The sequence below is a fragment of the Azohydromonas caseinilytica genome (genome assembly GCF_012927045.1).
Classification (GTDB): Bacteria; Pseudomonadota; Gammaproteobacteria; order Burkholderiales; family Burkholderiaceae_C; genus Azohydromonas; species Azohydromonas caseinilytica.
The window spans coordinates 632,599-647,173 of sequence record NZ_JABBFW010000001.1; the positions used below are offsets into that span (position 1 = coordinate 632,599).

Annotated in this window: 13 protein-coding genes; 6 read left to right on the top strand and 7 right to left on the bottom strand. The window is 73.1% G+C overall.

Translation table 11 applies throughout. The features are described from left to right. Nucleotides 1-100: 100 nt before the first annotated feature. Nucleotides 101-1,909, bottom strand: a complete 1,809-nt coding sequence (locus HHL10_RS03040) for a S8 family peptidase (protein WP_205832870.1) — start codon at nucleotides 1,907-1,909, stop codon at nucleotides 101-103. Nucleotides 1,910-2,222: 313 nt separating this feature from the next. On the opposite strand from HHL10_RS03040, the gene HHL10_RS03045 reads away from it, so the two are divergent. Continuing rightward, nucleotides 2,223-3,182, top strand: a complete 960-nt coding sequence (locus tag HHL10_RS03045; RefSeq protein ID WP_169158829.1) for an MBL fold metallo-hydrolase — start codon at nucleotides 2,223-2,225, stop codon at nucleotides 3,180-3,182. Nucleotides 3,183-3,197: 15 nt separating this feature from the next. Here the strand turns inward: HHL10_RS03045 and HHL10_RS03050 are convergent, their stop codons facing one another. Then, nucleotides 3,198-4,409, bottom strand: coding sequence for a polysaccharide pyruvyl transferase family protein (locus HHL10_RS03050; RefSeq protein ID WP_169158830.1), 1,212 nt, complete (start codon nucleotides 4,407-4,409; stop codon nucleotides 3,198-3,200). 167 nt (nucleotides 4,410-4,576) lie between these two features. Here HHL10_RS03050 and HHL10_RS03055 point away from each other — a divergent pair, with 167 nt between their 5' ends. After that, complete coding sequence (locus HHL10_RS03055) at nucleotides 4,577-5,194, top strand: BPSL1445 family SYLF domain-containing lipoprotein (RefSeq protein ID WP_169158831.1); 618 nt, start codon at nucleotides 4,577-4,579, stop codon at nucleotides 5,192-5,194. Here HHL10_RS03055 and HHL10_RS30380 read toward each other — a convergent pair. Beyond that, entirely contained in the window at nucleotides 5,181-6,440 is a 1,260-nt protein-coding gene (locus HHL10_RS30380; RefSeq protein ID WP_235971010.1) for a MerR family transcriptional regulator, read from the bottom strand. The genes HHL10_RS03055 and HHL10_RS30380 overlap by 14 nt on opposite strands. 110 nt (nucleotides 6,441-6,550) lie before the next feature. Between HHL10_RS30380 and HHL10_RS03065 the strand changes: the two genes are divergently transcribed. The 3 genes from HHL10_RS03065 (at nucleotide 6,551) to HHL10_RS03075 (ending at nucleotide 9,813) form a co-directional block, all read left to right on the top strand. Beyond that, nucleotides 6,551-7,621 carry an NAD(P)/FAD-dependent oxidoreductase gene (locus HHL10_RS03065; RefSeq protein WP_169158832.1) on the top strand — a complete coding sequence of 357 codons (1,071 nt, stop codon included), beginning with the start codon at nucleotides 6,551-6,553 and terminating at the stop codon, nucleotides 7,619-7,621. Nucleotides 7,622-7,752: 131 nt separating this feature from the next. Continuing rightward, on the top strand, nucleotides 7,753-8,517 hold the full coding sequence (locus HHL10_RS03070) for an SDR family NAD(P)-dependent oxidoreductase (protein ID WP_169158833.1): 765 nt from the start codon (nucleotides 7,753-7,755) through the stop codon (nucleotides 8,515-8,517). Nucleotides 8,518-8,829: 312 nt separating this feature from the next. Beyond that, complete coding sequence (locus HHL10_RS03075) at nucleotides 8,830-9,813, top strand: CAP domain-containing protein (protein WP_169158834.1); 984 nt, start codon at nucleotides 8,830-8,832, stop codon at nucleotides 9,811-9,813. Nucleotides 9,814-10,082: 269 nt separating this feature from the next. On the opposite strand, the gene HHL10_RS03080 is transcribed toward HHL10_RS03075, so the two are convergent. From HHL10_RS03080 to HHL10_RS03095, 4 genes are all read right to left on the bottom strand, one after another. Continuing rightward, nucleotides 10,083-11,393 carry a patatin-like phospholipase family protein gene (locus tag HHL10_RS03080; protein WP_169158835.1) on the bottom strand — a complete coding sequence of 437 codons (1,311 nt, stop codon included), beginning with the start codon at nucleotides 11,391-11,393 and terminating at the stop codon, nucleotides 10,083-10,085. A gap of 192 nt (nucleotides 11,394-11,585) precedes the next feature. Next, on the bottom strand, nucleotides 11,586-12,059 hold the full coding sequence (locus tag HHL10_RS03085; protein WP_169158836.1) for a hypothetical protein: 474 nt from the start codon (nucleotides 12,057-12,059) through the stop codon (nucleotides 11,586-11,588). Continuing rightward, nucleotides 12,056-12,772 (bottom strand): LysM peptidoglycan-binding domain-containing protein, encoded by a 717-nt coding sequence (locus tag HHL10_RS03090; protein ID WP_169158837.1) that lies wholly within the window; start codon nucleotides 12,770-12,772, stop codon nucleotides 12,056-12,058. Before HHL10_RS03090 ends, HHL10_RS03085 begins: the two co-directional genes overlap by 4 nt. Nucleotides 12,773-12,925: 153 nt before the next feature. Further along, nucleotides 12,926-13,747: a 2-keto-4-pentenoate hydratase gene (locus tag HHL10_RS03095; protein ID WP_169158838.1), complete on the bottom strand. Its 822-nt coding sequence runs from the start codon at nucleotides 13,745-13,747 to the stop codon at nucleotides 12,926-12,928. A gap of 215 nt (nucleotides 13,748-13,962) precedes the next feature. On the opposite strand from HHL10_RS03095, the gene HHL10_RS03100 reads away from it, so the two are divergent. After that, entirely contained in the window at nucleotides 13,963-14,196 is a 234-nt protein-coding gene (locus HHL10_RS03100; RefSeq protein ID WP_169158839.1) for a hypothetical protein, read from the top strand. The last annotated feature ends 379 nt before the right edge of the window (nucleotides 14,197-14,575 follow it).

A 14,575-nucleotide genomic window follows, 5' to 3' on the forward strand; every position in this document is an offset into this window, starting at 1 on the left:
GCCCCACTCAGTGGGGCCATTGCCCAGCTGTTCCAGGCAATCCAGGGCCGCTGCCGCCCTGGACCGCGGCGCCCCGGGGCGCCGGGCCGGCTTCAGGGCCTCAATTGGGGCTCACCGACAGCGTGTAGGTGCCGGTGCTGCCGGTCAGGCCGCTGATGCGGCGCACCTGCAGCACCAGCGTGTACACGGTGCTGCCGCCGTTGGTGATGGTGATCTGCTCCGCCAGCGAGCCCGACGAGGCGCTGTAGCCCAGCTGCGTGCCGGTGGCGCTGTAGAAGTAGAGGTCGTAGTTGGAGCTGGCGTTGGGCGTGAGCCTGGCCGTGATGCGGCCGCCGGCCGGGATCAGCACCTTGTAGTGGTCGCGGTCGGTGGACGAGGCGATGGTCCCGTTTACCGTCACCGGCAGCGTGTTCAGGGACTGCGGCGCGGTGACGCTGTTGTTGGGCTCCACTTCCGCCACGGTGCTCGGGGCCGGCGGCGGCGGGGGCGGCGGCGTCACGGTGCCGCCACCCAGGGCCGCGTCCACCGCGGCGTTGGCGTCCAGCAGGCCCGTGCCGCAGCCGCCGCACGCGGCCGGGAAGGGGCGCACCGCGCCCTTGAGGCGCTCCTCGACCTGGTCGGGCGTGAGGCTCGGGTTGGCCGCGAGCATCAGCGCCGCCACGCCGGCCACGTGCGGCGTGGCCATGGAGGTGCCCATGTAGGCCGCGTAGCTGTCGGCGCCCGGCGTCGTGGTGCCGGTGTTGAGGGTGGACAGGATGCCCGCGCCGCTGTCGCCGCCCGGGGCTGCCAGGTCCACCACGCTGCCGTAGTTGGAGTAGGACGCCTTGCCGCCGCTGCGGTTCACCGCCGCCACCGTCACCACGCCGGCGCAGTTGGCCGGCGCGCTGTTGAGCGCATCGACGTTGGAGTTGCCCGCGGCCACCACCACCACCGTGCCCAGCGAGCGCGCGGTGTTGATGGCGTTCTGGTAGGTGGTGGGGCAGGCGCCCGTGCCGCCCAGCGACAGGTTGAGCACCCGTGCCGGCGTGGGATTGGCCGGCGCGCCGACGACGCTGCCGCCCGCGGCCCAGACCATGGCGTCGGCGATGTCCGAGGTGTAGCCGCCGCAGCGGCCCAGCGCGCGCACCGGCAGCACCTTGGCACCGAAGGCCACGCCCGCCACGCCGGTGGCGTTGTGGGTCACGGCGGCGATGGTGCCGGCCACGTGCGTGCCGTGCCAGCTGCTGTTGGCCGCGGGCGAGCCGCTGTAGCACTGGCCGTAGGTGGTCCAGTCGCCGGGGTCGGCGGGGTCGGCGTCGCGGCCGTTGCCGTCGTTGGCCACCAGCGTGGTGTCGCTGATGAAGTCGTAGCCCGGCAGCAGGTTGGGCTGCAGGTCGGCATGCGGGCGCACGCCGGTGTCGATCACGCCCACCACCACGCCCGCGCCGGTGGACTTGTCCCAGGCCGTGGGCAGGTTCAGGCCGGCGGTGGCCTCGAAAAGATCCCACTGCTGCGCGTACATCGCGTCATTGGGCTGCAGTTGTGCACGCATCCACAGGTCGGCCTCGGCGTACTCCACGTCGGCGTCGCCGTTGCGCAGCTCATCGATCAGCGACTGCAGCTGCGCCGGCGGCAGCGCGCGATCGAGCTTGAGCACATGCGCCCCGTTGCCGAGGCGGCGCAGGTGGCCGAGCTTGAGGCCGCGGCCCTGGGCCGCGTTGCTGGCGCGCTGCAGCGCCGCGGCCGAGGGCGCGGTGGCGGTGGTGGCGCTGCGGTACTTGACGATCAGCCGGTCGGTGAGGTCGGCCGCCGCCGCCGGGGCGGCGCCGGGACGCTGCAAGGCCGCGGCCGGTGCCGCGTGCAGGGCCATGAATACAGCGGCCGCGACGGCCAGCAGCGGGGACGAGAACTTCTTGGGGCGCGAGGGCATGGGGCCACCTGTAGGGGTTGGTGCGGACAGGAGCCGGCTTCGGCTCCGCGACAACTGCCCCTGTTCTTTCGGACCCTGAGCGCCGGAGATTGATACAAATTCGCGCCGTCTTGCGTGACAAAGCACCGCTCGCGACGGCCGTTGACGAGCCCGGCGTACGCGGCTCGCGCCAGGAGTGGCGCCGCTCGGTGAGGCGCCGGTCCTGGTGTGCGGTGGGCAGCCAGGGCGCGGGCATGGCCCCGCGCCGCAGGCGCACGCGGGTGGCGGCTATCCTCGCGCGGCCTTGTCCCACCGCTTGAGAGGCCCGCGCCGCATGTCCGCCGTACCTATCGCTTCCTCCACCCCTGCCGATACCCTGCGCGCGCTCGGCGCCCAGCTCTTCGTGCGCGGCTGGCTCTCGGCCAACAACGTGCTGTTCCCCGACAGCGGCGAGCAAGGCGCGGCGGTGGTGGACAGCGGCTACGTCTCGCACGGGGCGCAGACGCTGGCGCTGCTGGAGCACGCGCTGGGCGAGCGGCCGCTGGCCCGCATCCTCAACACGCACCTGCACTCCGACCACTGCGGCGGCAACGCCGCGCTGCTGCGGCGCTGGCCGCGGGCGCGCCTGAGCGTGCCGCTGGGCTACGCGCCGCATGTGCGGCCCTGGAACGCGCAGGCGCTGGGCTTCCACGCCATGGACCAGCGCTACGAGCCTTTCGAGGTGCACGGCTTCCTGGCGCCGGGCAACACGGTGCGGCTGGGCCCGCACGATTGGGAGATCCACGCCACGCCCGGCCACGACCCGGACGCCGTGGTGCTGTTCGAGCCCGTGACCCGCACGCTCATCAGCGGCGACGCGCTGTGGGAGCAGCGGCTGGCGATCATCTTCCCGGAGCTGGTCGGCGAATCGGGCTTCGAGGAGGCACAGCGCGCGCTGGACCTGATCGAGCGCCTGGCGCCGCGCCTGGTGCTGCCCGGCCATGGTGAGGCCTTCACCGACGTGGCCGCGGCACTGTCGGCCTCGCGGCGGCGGCTGGACGCCTTCATGGCCGCGCCGGACCGGCACCACCAGTACGCCACCCGCGCCCTCGTGACGTACCACCTGATGGCGCAGCGCGCCCTGCCGCGCGAGGCGCTGCAGCACTGGATCACGCAGACGCCGGTGCTGCGGCGCGCGCCGGGGGAGCACGCCAGCGCCGAGGACGTAAAGCGCTTTGCCGAGGAGACGGTGCAGCGGCTGATCGCGGATGGGGTGGTTGTGGAGGAAGGCGGGGTGGTGCGGATGGCGGGGTGAGGGTCGGCCCGCGTTTCAGCACCCACCCTCGATCCACGGCCTGAACTCCCGCTCGAACCCTTCCAGCACTGCCCGCGCCAGCGCCTCCCCCTGCGCGCGCAGCGTCCCCTCCTCCACCGCCAGCGCCGCCTCCAGCGCCTCCCCGGCATCGCCCACCGCCACGCAGCCCGGCGGTTGAAACTCCCAGCTGTCCACGTAGGCCCGGTGCTTGGCGGACTCCATGCCCAGGCCGGTCTGCGGCGGCAGCAGGTTCAGGCGCGGGCGGCCGAAGGCGGTGGCGACGATGCGGCCGTGCAGGCTGCTGCCGCAGTAGCCGGCGCTCTGGGCCAGCAGCGCGCAGATATCCCACAGGTGGATCGAGTCCAGCAGCGCCGCCGGCGCGCGCAGCCGTGCCGCCAGGCGCCGCAGCACGGCCGCGTCGTCGTGCCACGGCGCGACGCCGGCCAGGAACAGCGCCACGCCCAGCCCGCGCCGCAGCGCCACCGCGTCCAGCGCCGCCGCCAGCGCGTCCAGCGTGGCGTCGTCGCCGAACTCGGCGGCGATCTGCACCGCCAGATAGCCGCCGCTGAAGCGCGCGCGCAGCGCCGCCACCTCGCCATGGCGCGCGCGGCGCCGGATGAGCGGCCCGAAGAGTTGCGCCGTCAACGCCGCCGGATCGGGCAGCAGCAGCGCCTCGATGCCGGCCTCGCGCAGCAGTGCCTGGGTGGCGCGGTCGCGCACGGCCACGCGCTGCATGCGGCGCAGCTTGTCCATCACCTCGGCGCGCATGCGGCGCGGGCACTGTTCCAGCCCGGCGCCGCCCAGGCCCAGGGCCAGCACCGGCGCGAAGCGGCCCGCCAGCGCGCGCGGCAGCAGGTAGGGGGCGTGGTCCTCCAGGCCCAGCGCGGCGCGCGCCCAGCGCCGGCGCGCCAGCGACCGGCGCGACAGCCAGGCGATGGTGGCCATGGTCTCGTCATCGGGCGGCATCAGCATGGCGGCGGCCTGCCAGGCGCTGCAGCTGAGCAGCTGCCCGCCCACGTGCAGCAGCGGCAGCGGCGCGGACGGTGCCAGCCCGGCCAGCGGGCGCACCCGAGGGCCGCCGCTGGCGCGCAGGTCGCGCGCGGCCAGGCCGGCGCAGCACACGGGTTGCCCGCGCAGCAGCCGCATCGCCACGCGCGCCAGCAGCAGGTCGCCGAAGTTGTGGCGGTCATAGGCACCGAACAGGGCCACGGGCGCGGTGGAAGGCATCCCGGCATGGTGCGCCCGGCGGGCCGGGCCCATGGTGCCCAGGGTGGCATGGCCGGTGCACGGGCAACCGGCTTGCCCCGTTCACGATGGCAGCCGCGCGCCGTCGGAACATCCGCGCGCCCTGCCGGCAAAACCATCGTCGGCAACAACGCAGAAAGGACTTCGTGATGAACCGCAGCCCCTCCCCGCTTCTCCTGTCCGGTGCCAACCCTGCCCGCCGCGGCCTGCTCGGCGCCCTGGCCGCCGCGCCGCTGCTGCTGGCCTCGGGCTGCGCCGTGACGCGCGGCGGCGACGACAAGTCGCCCGAGACGCGCCGCCGCGAGATCGACACCGCCGCCGACGCCACGCTGGCGCGGCTGCACGACCAGGTGCGCGGCTCGCGCGAGCTCACCGCCAAGGCGCGCGGGCTGCTGATCTTCCCCCGCATCCTGGCCGCCGGCCTGGTGGTGGGCGGCGAGTACGGCGAGGGCGTGCTGCGCACGGGCGGGCGCAACGAGGGCTACTACCGCGCCGCCAGCGGCTCCTTCGGCTTCCAGGCCGGGGCGCAATCCAAGGCGGTGGTGATCGCCTTCCTCACCCAGGAGGCGCTGGACAAGTTCCGCAACAGCAACGGCTGGACCGCCGGCGCCGACGCCTCGGTGGCCGTGGCCAAGGTCGGCGCCAACGGCGAGGTGGACACCAACTCGATCCGCAGCGACGTCGCCGCCTTCGCCATGACCAACGTGGGCCTCATGTACAACCTGACGATCGAGGGCACCAAGATCGCGCGGATCAACGATTTGTGAGGCCGGGCAGCGTCAGCCCCTCCTGCGTCGCCAGCCGCTCCAGCGCCTGCTCGAACAGCGCGCGCGCCGTGCCCGAGACCTGGCCCAGGTAGGTGTGCAGCGCGGCGTCGGCCGGGGAGCGCTGGGCGCATTCGGCGCTGTAGGCCTCGAAGCTGGAGAGCTGCATCAGCAGCTCCGCCACGTGGCGCGGGCACTCGCAGCTGATGGTGCTGGACAGCCCGGCGAAGTCGGCCAGCGCGGCGTCGTCCCAGCGCCGCGGCGCCACCACCAGCGGCAGCTCCAGCGGCGAGCACGAACCCTGCAGCCAGGTCGCCAGCGCGCGATCGTCCTGCGGCGCGCGCAGCAGCGCCACGCCCGCGGCCTCGAAGGACGCGCACAGCGCCGAGGCCGCGAAGCCGTAGAGCAGGTGCATGCGCTGCGCGCCGCAGCCCTGCGCCACCGCCTGCAGCAGCGGCAGGTCCTGCGGGCGCGGCGCGGCGCACTGCACCAGCAGCGCCTCGGCGGCGGCCAGCGCCGGCGCGCGCGCCGCCTCCTCCAGCGTCTCGCACACCTGCACCACCTCCAGCGGCCGGGCCAGCCGCTGCCGCAGCGGCGCGCGCTCCAGCCGCCGCGCCAGCGCCGCGCCCACCACCAGCACCCGCCAGGGCGCCGCGGGACTGGCACCGGCCCGGGAAGAAACCGCTCCGGCCACGTCCGCGCCGTCCGCCGGCGCCGGCCGGGCCGGGGCCTCAGCGCGGCCCGGCCCGCCGGAACCATCGGCGACGCCGGCCCCGGCGTGCAGCGCTGAGCCGGCAAGCGCCGCCTCGTCCGCGCGCGGCACGGCCGGGAGCAGCGGCGCCACGGCCGCGTCCACCCGGGATTCCGCCAGCGCCGGGGCTTCCGCCGCGGGCAGGCCCAGCGGCGCACGGCGCGGCGCCGACAGCACGCCGGCATGCGTGGCCGCCACCTGGTGCAGCGCATTCAGGTCCAGCCCCGCCAGCGAGCCGATGGCATGGCCCAGCGCGGTGAGCTGGCGCAGCAGCGCCAGCCGCTTCACGTCCGCGGCCGAGTACAGCCGGTGCCCCGAGGGCGAGGTGGCCGGCGAGGCCACGTTGTAGCGCCGCTCCCAGATGCGCAGCGTCGCCACCGGCATGCGCAGCATCCGCGCCACCGCGCCGCTGCGGTAGCGCGGCATCCCGTCGTCACCCGCATCGAGGTCGGCATCGGCCGCCAAGGGCAACGCCGCGGAATCGGAGTCATCAGCCATGGCCGTCCTTCTTGTTCGTGAATCGGGGTTGAATCGGATTATGAGCGGCGCAGTGTCAGGCATTGAACACTTCGAATCGTATTTGAACAGGTAATGCGTACAGTGGGCGCATGTCCTCCTCCGTGTACGTTCCAGCCCGGCCGCCGCGCGTGGCGGTGGTCGGCGCCGGCCTGGCCGGCATCACCTGCGCCCGGCGCCTGAGCGAGGCCGGTTGCGCGGTGCAACTGTTCGACAAGTCGCGCGGCGTGGGCGGGCGCATGGCGACGCGGCGCGTGGAATGGATCGACACCGACGGCGCCGTGCACCGCGCCGCCTTTGACCATGGCGCCCCGGCGTTCAGTGCGCGCTCGGCGGCGTTTCGCGCATTCATCGATGAGGCCGTCGGGGACGGCGTCCTGAGGCGCTGGGAGCCCGTGATGGCGCCCGGCAGTCATGCAAACCTCGACGGCCTCGCCCATTGGGTGGCCACGCCCGACATGCCCGCGCTGTGCCGGCATCTCGCGGCGGGGCTGCCGCTCACGCGCTCGTGCACCGTGGACGAGCTGGTGCGCGACCGCGACGGCGGCTGGCGGCTGCTGAGCCAAGGGGACATGGTGGGCGACGGCGTGTTCGACGCCGTGGTGCTGGCCATGCCGCCGGCGCAGGCCGCGGTGCTGCTGGCGCTGCACCGCGACGACTGGGCGCGCCAGGCCTGGAGCGTGCCGATGCAGCCCTGCTGGACCCTCATGGGCGCCGAGGGCGGCACGCCGCCGCCCTGGGACGCCGCCTGGCCGCAGCGCGGGCCGCTGGCCTGGATCGTGCGCAATGCCTCCAAGCCCGGCCGCGCCGCCGAGGACGACGGGCTCACGCGCTGGGTGGTGCATGCCACGGCGGAGTGGAGCGCCACCTTCTTGGAGAGCGCGAGCGACAGCGTGCAAAGCGCGCTGCAGGAGGCGCTGGCGCGCGAGCTGGGGCGCACGCCGCGCTGGGCCCACGTGGCGGTGCACCGCTGGCGCTACGCCCTTGCCCCGCGCCGCACCGACGCCGCCGGCAAGCCCTGCTGGTGGGACGCCGCGCTGGGCCTGGGCGTGTGCGGCGACTTCTTCACCGGCGCCGGCGTGGAAGGCGCGTGGCTGTCCGGCCGCGCCCTGGCGGCGGCGATCGTGCCGGCCACGGCCGATGCGCGCGCACCGGGACGCTGAGTGAACCGGGTGCAGGGCGCCCCCGGCCCGGACGGGCGGGGACGCGGTTTGCCAGGAGGCCCGGGAGACGGGACCGGCGCGCCGCGGCAGGGCGAGCCGCCGGCCCCTGGAGCAATCGAACCGGAGTAGCTATGAGCTTGACCCCTGCAGACCTTGCGGCGCCCCAGGTGGCGCTGGTGACGGGCGCGCGCGGCGGCATCGGCCGCGCGGTGGTGGCGCAGTTGCGCGCGCAAGGACACCGCGTCGCCGCCGTGGGGCGCGACGCGGCGCGCCTGGCCGACGTCGAGGCCGACGCCCGCATCGCCGCCGACACCACCACGCCCGACGGTGCCGCCACCGCCGTGGCCGCGTGCTGGAGCACCCTGGGCGGCGCGCCCACGCTGCTGGCGCATTGCGTGGGCAGCACGCTGATCGCGCCGCTGCACCGCAGCCCGGCCGAGCAGATGCGCGAACTGCTGCGCGTGAACCTGGAAAGCGCGCTGTACATGCTGCAGGCCTGGATCGAGCCGCTGCGCGGCGCGGGGCGGCCGGGCGCGGCGGTGCTGGTGTCCAGCGTGGTGGCGCGCATCGGCGTGGCCAACCACGAGGCCATCGCCGCGGCCAAGGGCGGCGTGGAGGCGCTGGTGCGCGGCGCCGCCGCCACCTACGCGCCGCTGGGCCTGCGCATCAACGCCGTGGCCCCGGGCATGACCGCCACGCCCATGACCCTGGGCCTGCTGAGCGTGCCCGCCATGCGCGAGGCCGCGGCGCGGCAGGTGCCGCTGGGCGGCGTGCAGCGCCCCGAGGACGTGGCCGAGGCCATCGCCTGGCTGCTGTCGGCCCACGCCGCCCGCGTCACCGGCCAGGTGCTGCCCGTGGACGGCGGCTTCAGCGCAGTGCGGGCGCTGGTGAAGTAAGGTAGCGGCACGCGGCCGGATTGTTCAGCTTGCCTGGACAAATCTCCCAATGATTGGGAGTTTTGTACAGAATTGCTGACCAATGCAACGCGCTCGCCGTGATGCGGGCCGCCAGCCCACCAAGTCGCCGTCCCGGTGCAAGCCGGGATGGCGACGAAACAACCGACGGCGCCGCGCGGCCATTCGCCAGCAAAACGCCTGCCCTAGCGTTGGCGGCCCCGCCCGCGCCGCGCCCCTGCCTCGGCCATCATGGGCAGCGGCCGTGCGGCTGATGCCGCGCGCCGTTTCTCCCGCCACTTCCTTCAGCCACCCATGCCCGATCGACGCCTGATGCACCGTTCTCGTCTGGCCGCCTGCGCCCTGGCCGCTGCCCTGCTTGCCGCCTGCGGCGGCGGGGGTGGCGACGACGGGACGCCGGCGGTGTCGCCCACGCCCGTCAACCCGAGCGTGCCGGCCTCCGGCTACGCCAGCGCCGAGCAGCGCACGCTGTACGAGCAGCTCAACACGCTGCGGCTGGGTGCGGGCGCCGGCGTGGTGCTGCGCGACACGCGGCTCGATGCCTCGGCCGCGGCGCACCTGAACTACCTGCGGCTCAACGGCGTGAGCGCCGGCCACGCGGAGGTGCAGGGTCAGCCCGGCTTCACCGGCGCGAGCATCGGGCGCCGCGCCGAGGCGGCCGGCTACGTCTTCCAGCTGGTGAGCGAGGACCTGGCCTGGGGCACCTCGTTCACGCCGATGCAGTGCCTGGACCTGCTGCTGTCCAGCGTCTACCACCTCGCCGGCCTGATGGGCGAGCAGCGCGACATGGGCGTGGCCTACGGGCCGGTGGGCGGCAAGCTCAACGGCTGCGTCTTCAACTTCGGCGTGCGCTGGGGCACGGCGCCGCAGCAGCGCCCCGGCGGCGTGGCCGTGACCTATCCCTACCCCGGGCAAAGCGGCGTGGCCACCAGCTTCGCGCCGGCCACGGAGTTGCCCAACCCGATGCCCGACGTGGGCAGCCGCCGCGTCGGGCAGCCGGTGTTCGTGTCCATGCGCGCGCAGGGCAGCAGCGACGCCGCCGGCTACGCGGTCAGCAGTTTCACGTTGCAGGACGCCAACGGCAGCGCGGTGCCGGCCCGGCTCATCGGCCGCGACACCGCCGGCACCAGCGCCGACCCGCAGTCGCACCTGCGCCCGGGCGAGGTGTTCCTGGTGCCGCTGGCGCCGCTGGCCGCGGGCGCGCGCTACACGGTGCGCTTCGCGGGCCGCAACGGCAGCGTGCCGTACGAGGCGGGGTGGAGCTTCACGACGCGCTGAGGGGGCGCTGCCGCAGGCAGCGTTACGAGCCGAGCCGCAGCCCTCACCCCAGCCCCTCTCCCGCGTTGCGGGCGAGGGGAAGCGGCGGCCCGGCTTCGACCGGGCCTTTTCTCATTCCACTTCTCGCTTTTGAGTGAAGTAATTCCGTTCGTCCTGAGGTATCGAAGGATGAACGGCCCCTACCGTGGTGCCGCCATCGCAGCCTCTCGGATTCGTACTTCGATACCTCAGTACGAACGGGTCATTTCACGACCAAAGTGGAATCGGTATCAGACCGTCGTTGCAGCCTGCGCCCCGGCCACAGCAGTGGCAGCCGCAGCCGGCTCAACGCCCTCGCGCAGCGCGCGGCGATGCTCCAGGAACTCCTGCGCCGCCTCGCGCCCCAGCGCGTCCAGCTCGGCCAGGAACAGCGGGCTGCGCAGCAGCTTGGTGGCGTAGTCCAGTACCTGGGTGTGCATGCGCCGCGTCTTGAGCCTGACCTCGCGCCAGCCGCCCTCGGGCTGGCGCTCGTCCTCGGGCACGTCGCTCCAGCCGTCGAGCGAGATGCCCCACAGCGCCACCTTCTTGTAGCGGTTGCGCCCGGCGGCCGAGAGCGCGCCCTTGTCGTGCATGGCGTTGACGCGGCGGATGAAGCGCTTCTCCTGCTCCAGCGACAGGTTGCCGGCGAGCTCGTTGCGGCGGTCGGCGATCTCGGTGGCGCGGGTGGGCGGCTCGATGGCGATGCGCCCGGCGCCGTTGCGCCGCGCCACCGGGTTGATGCGCACGATCCAGATCTCGTCGGGCTTGGCGGCGCGGTCGGCGAAGCCCAGGAAGTCGCTGATGGGCGGGTTCTGCGACAGCAGCCCGTCCCAGTAGTAGGCGGTGGCCGGCGCGTCCTCGCCCTCGGCCGCGGCGCCGTGGCGCGCGGTCTTCGTCGGCGTGGCGATGCCCACCGAGGGGAAGACGTCGGGCAGCGCGGTGGAGGCGACGATCTGGTCAGTGCTGGGCGGGTGGCTGGGCGTGCCGATGAAGGGCTCGAAGGTGCCCTGGTTGACGTTGGCCGCGCCCAGCAGCAGCACCGGGAAGTTGCCCGGCGCCGGCCGCAGTGCCTTGGCGCGGGCGGGTTGCAGGCTGCCTTCGGCCTCCAGGATGGGCTGCAGGAAGGAGAGGTCGCCGGCGGCGGCCTCGATCTGCGCCTTCATGTGGGCCTGGATGGCGCGCGTGGCGGCGTTGGGCGTGGACGCCAGCGTGGGCAGCGTGCCTTCCAGGCTGGCCAGGCCGACCACGGTCAGGTTGGTGAGCAGGTCGTAGGGGAAGCGGCCGAAGAGCTGCGCGGTGTTGCCGCGCCAGAAGCGCTCCACGGCCAGGGGCGCGTCGTCGGCCAGGCGCTGGCCCGCGCGCAGGCGCAGCAGGTCCAGCCAGGCCAGGTAGGCGCTGACGGCGCCGCCCGACGTGCCGCTCAGGCCCACGATCTCGTGGCCGTCGAGCACGAGGCGGTGCTCGTCGTCCACGCGCACCTGGCGCAGCAGCGCGGCCAGCACGCCGCCGGTGAAGGCGCAGTGGGAACCCCCGCCCTGGCAGGCGATGGCGATCTTCTTCATGGCTTCTCCTCTCCTGGAACCTCGTGCCGGCACGCGGGCGCGGCCGGGCCGGGAGCGCTGCCCGGCGGGAGAGGCATGTTGGTGGATGCCGAAGGGATGCGCCCTCGGGAAGCGCACAGCGGGTGCGGCAAAAGGGCCCGGGCCGTGAAATCCGCACTCAGGCCGGGGCGCGGCGGGGGCGGCCGGGACGGGTCAGCGCGCCGGGAAGACGGGCCAGTCGCTCACGTCCACGTTCTCCGCCCGGACGCGCCGGCCGCCGTCGCTGAAGACCAGCACGTTGCCCTCGGCGCCTGCGTCGTCGGCCACGGCGCCGTGGAGGTAGAGGCGGTTGCCGCTGCACCACAGCGGGCGTTCCTGCGCGTAGGCCACGCGCCGCACCGGGCGCAAGGCGGAGGACAGCAGCACGATGCGGTTGACGCCGCGCGCGGTGGCGGCGCCGCGCACCAGCTCCCGCACGTCGGCCACCGGGTAACGCTGCCCATCGATCAGCAGGTCGCAGGTGTGGCTGACGTGGACCAGGCCCCGTTCCGGATGCAGCTCACCGGCCGCGCGCAGCGCCTTCACGAGGCGGCTGCGGTCGTCCAGCGGCGCCTCGGCGGCGGGCGCGGCGCCGGCCGTGCCCGTCAGGAGGGCAAGGACACAGCACAGTGCACCGACGCTGCTCATGATCGCTTCAGCTTGGGAAAGAGGTTCAGCCGGACATGATCCAGCTTCGTGGCGTAGTCGGGATCGCCACCGCCGTTGTAGCGGTCCGCGATCATGGCGCTGCGAAACGGCCGCCAGCCGGAAATCACCTGTTGCATCGACGCCTTCTGATATTTCAGCTCCATGCCCGGCTTCAAGGCTTGCGGCTTCACGGCGTTGAGCTTTTCCAGAAGGGCCACCGTGGTCTGCAGCTTCTTCGCGATGCTGGAGAAGCTGTCCCCCAGTTGCACCTTGTAGGTCTGCAGCGCCGCACCCGGTGCGGTGACGGACTCCATCCGGTAGAGCGCCATCCTGGTGAAGAGATAGGCGATGCCGGCCCGCAGATTGACTTCCGGCTTGTCGATGTTCGCGCTGGCGCGCAGCAGGATCTTCAGGTCCTCGGGCATGACCAGGGCGCTGCCTTCCTGGCCCTGCCGCAGCACGTCGTAGGCCGGGTCGCCCGGATTGCCGATCTGCATCACGCGCGCGTTCCAGGACGGGTTGTCGGGCCCGCCGCTTTCCGTCCACAGCATGGCCTTGAAGATCGGCCACTCCACCTGCTGGTAGCCGGGTGTTCTGGACAGGCGCGCGTTGTAGGCGGCAATTTCCGTCTGGATGGCCTTGTCGTAGCCATCCCAGCGCACGTCCTCGATGCCACGCTCCACGGTATCCAGCCACTTCTTGCTGAGTGCCATCGCCGCCTCCTCCGTGAGGATGCGCCTGGCTTGGGTACAGAGAGCGTTCGTGCCGGCGCCAGACGGTTATAGGCCGTGCCCTGGCGCTCCGTCCTGGACTTTGGGCACCTTGCCAAGGCGCCGCTGACGCACGCATGGCGGCGAGGGAAAGGCTCAGGGCTTGAACTCCACTTCCAGCCCGGGCAGCGCAATACCCCGCAGCGCCGTGCTCCAGCGCTCGCCCGGGCGCACCGGCAGCGCGGTGGTGAGCGTGCCGGTGGTGACGATGTCGCCCGGCTGCAGCGCCGGGGCGGAGGGCTCGCCGGCCAGCAGCTCCACCAGGTGACCCAGCGCCGCCAGCGGGCTGCCCAGCACGTTGCTGCCCTGCCCCGTCTCGCGCGGCGCGCCGTCGCAGCACAGCTCCACGCGGAAGTCCCGCAGCGCCGTGGCTGGGTCGGGGCCCAGCGCGGCGGGCGACAGCGGCGCGCCGATCAACAGCGTGCCGTGCAGCGCCTGGTCCACCACCGTGTCGGCGGCCTCGAAACGCCAGCCGGGAAAGTGCGACTGCACGATCTCGAAGCCGTGCGCGACCCACTCGATGCATGCCAGCAGCGCCGCCTCGTCGGCCCGTGCCGGCGGCGTGGCGCGCAGGCCAAAGACGATCTCCGGCTCAATGCGGGGCTCGGCGAAGCGGCTCAAGGAACAGACGGCGCTGCCGGAAGTGAGCTGCGAGACGCTGTCCTCGTACAGCCAAGCCCACACCGGGGCGCGCACGCCGTGGAGGTCCCACATGTCCGGATTGGTGAAGCCCAGCTTGCGGCCGACCGGGCGCTCGCCGCGCGCCAGCCGCGCCTGGTGTCCCAGCGCGGCGGCGGCGTAGGCCGCGCCCAGGTCGAAGCCGGGCAGCCGGGCGCTGAAGGGCTGCAGCTGGCGGGTGCCGTCCCGGGCGGACTGGATCTCGTCGGCGACGGACTGGAGCTGGGCGATGGAAAGCATGGCGGCTCCTTGCGGGCGAAAAGCATCGGCCCGAGGACGGCATTCGGGGTGCCGCCGGCCCATGAGTGGGAACTGCCGCGCAGTTCTTCACATCGCTTTACAGCTTGTGGGGTGTTGGCTACGGGAAAACCCTAGGTTCCGGCCTAAGCTGCAGGCACCGCGACGGAAGTTGCGGCTGCTGGAAGAACTGCCCTGCTTGTCTGGAGGAAAGCGCCATGAGTCTTGCCGTCAATCTGCCCGGGGTCCGTGATGTGGCCCGCCGCCTGCACCTGCCCGAGGCCCTGGCCGGCCTGAAGGCCTTCGCGGGAGCGACCCGGCGCTTCATCGAAGCCGTGAACAGCACCGACGTGCGCGGCGAGATGCTGCAGCTCTCGCACCAGCTGCGGCTGCAGGACCCGGTGAGCTCGCAGCGGCTGCGGGCGGCGGCGTTCAAGAGCTGGATGGAGTAAGTGAACCGGATTGGCCGTTGGAAACGCAATTTCGGGTTTTGTACGGCCAATACTTGCGTGACAAGGACTTAGCTTCTTAAAGCAGCGTCGGCGGTGGCCCGGTGCGCTGGGGCTTCCCTCCAGCCCTCACTGCTGCACGCACTGCTCCACCCCGAAATTGCCGCCCTTGAATTCGGGCTCGAAGTAGGACTTGCTGAAGCTCCACTTGCTGGACTTGTTCCTGATGAACGCAGCGATGGCGGTGCCGTAGTCTGAGGTAGCCTGACTTCCGTGGACACCCGCCTCGAACAGAGAGCAGACGGGCAAGAGGATGAAGAAGAATCAGAGCTACACGGCGGAGTTCCGTGCCGAGGCGGTGAAGCTGGTCACCGAGCAGAAG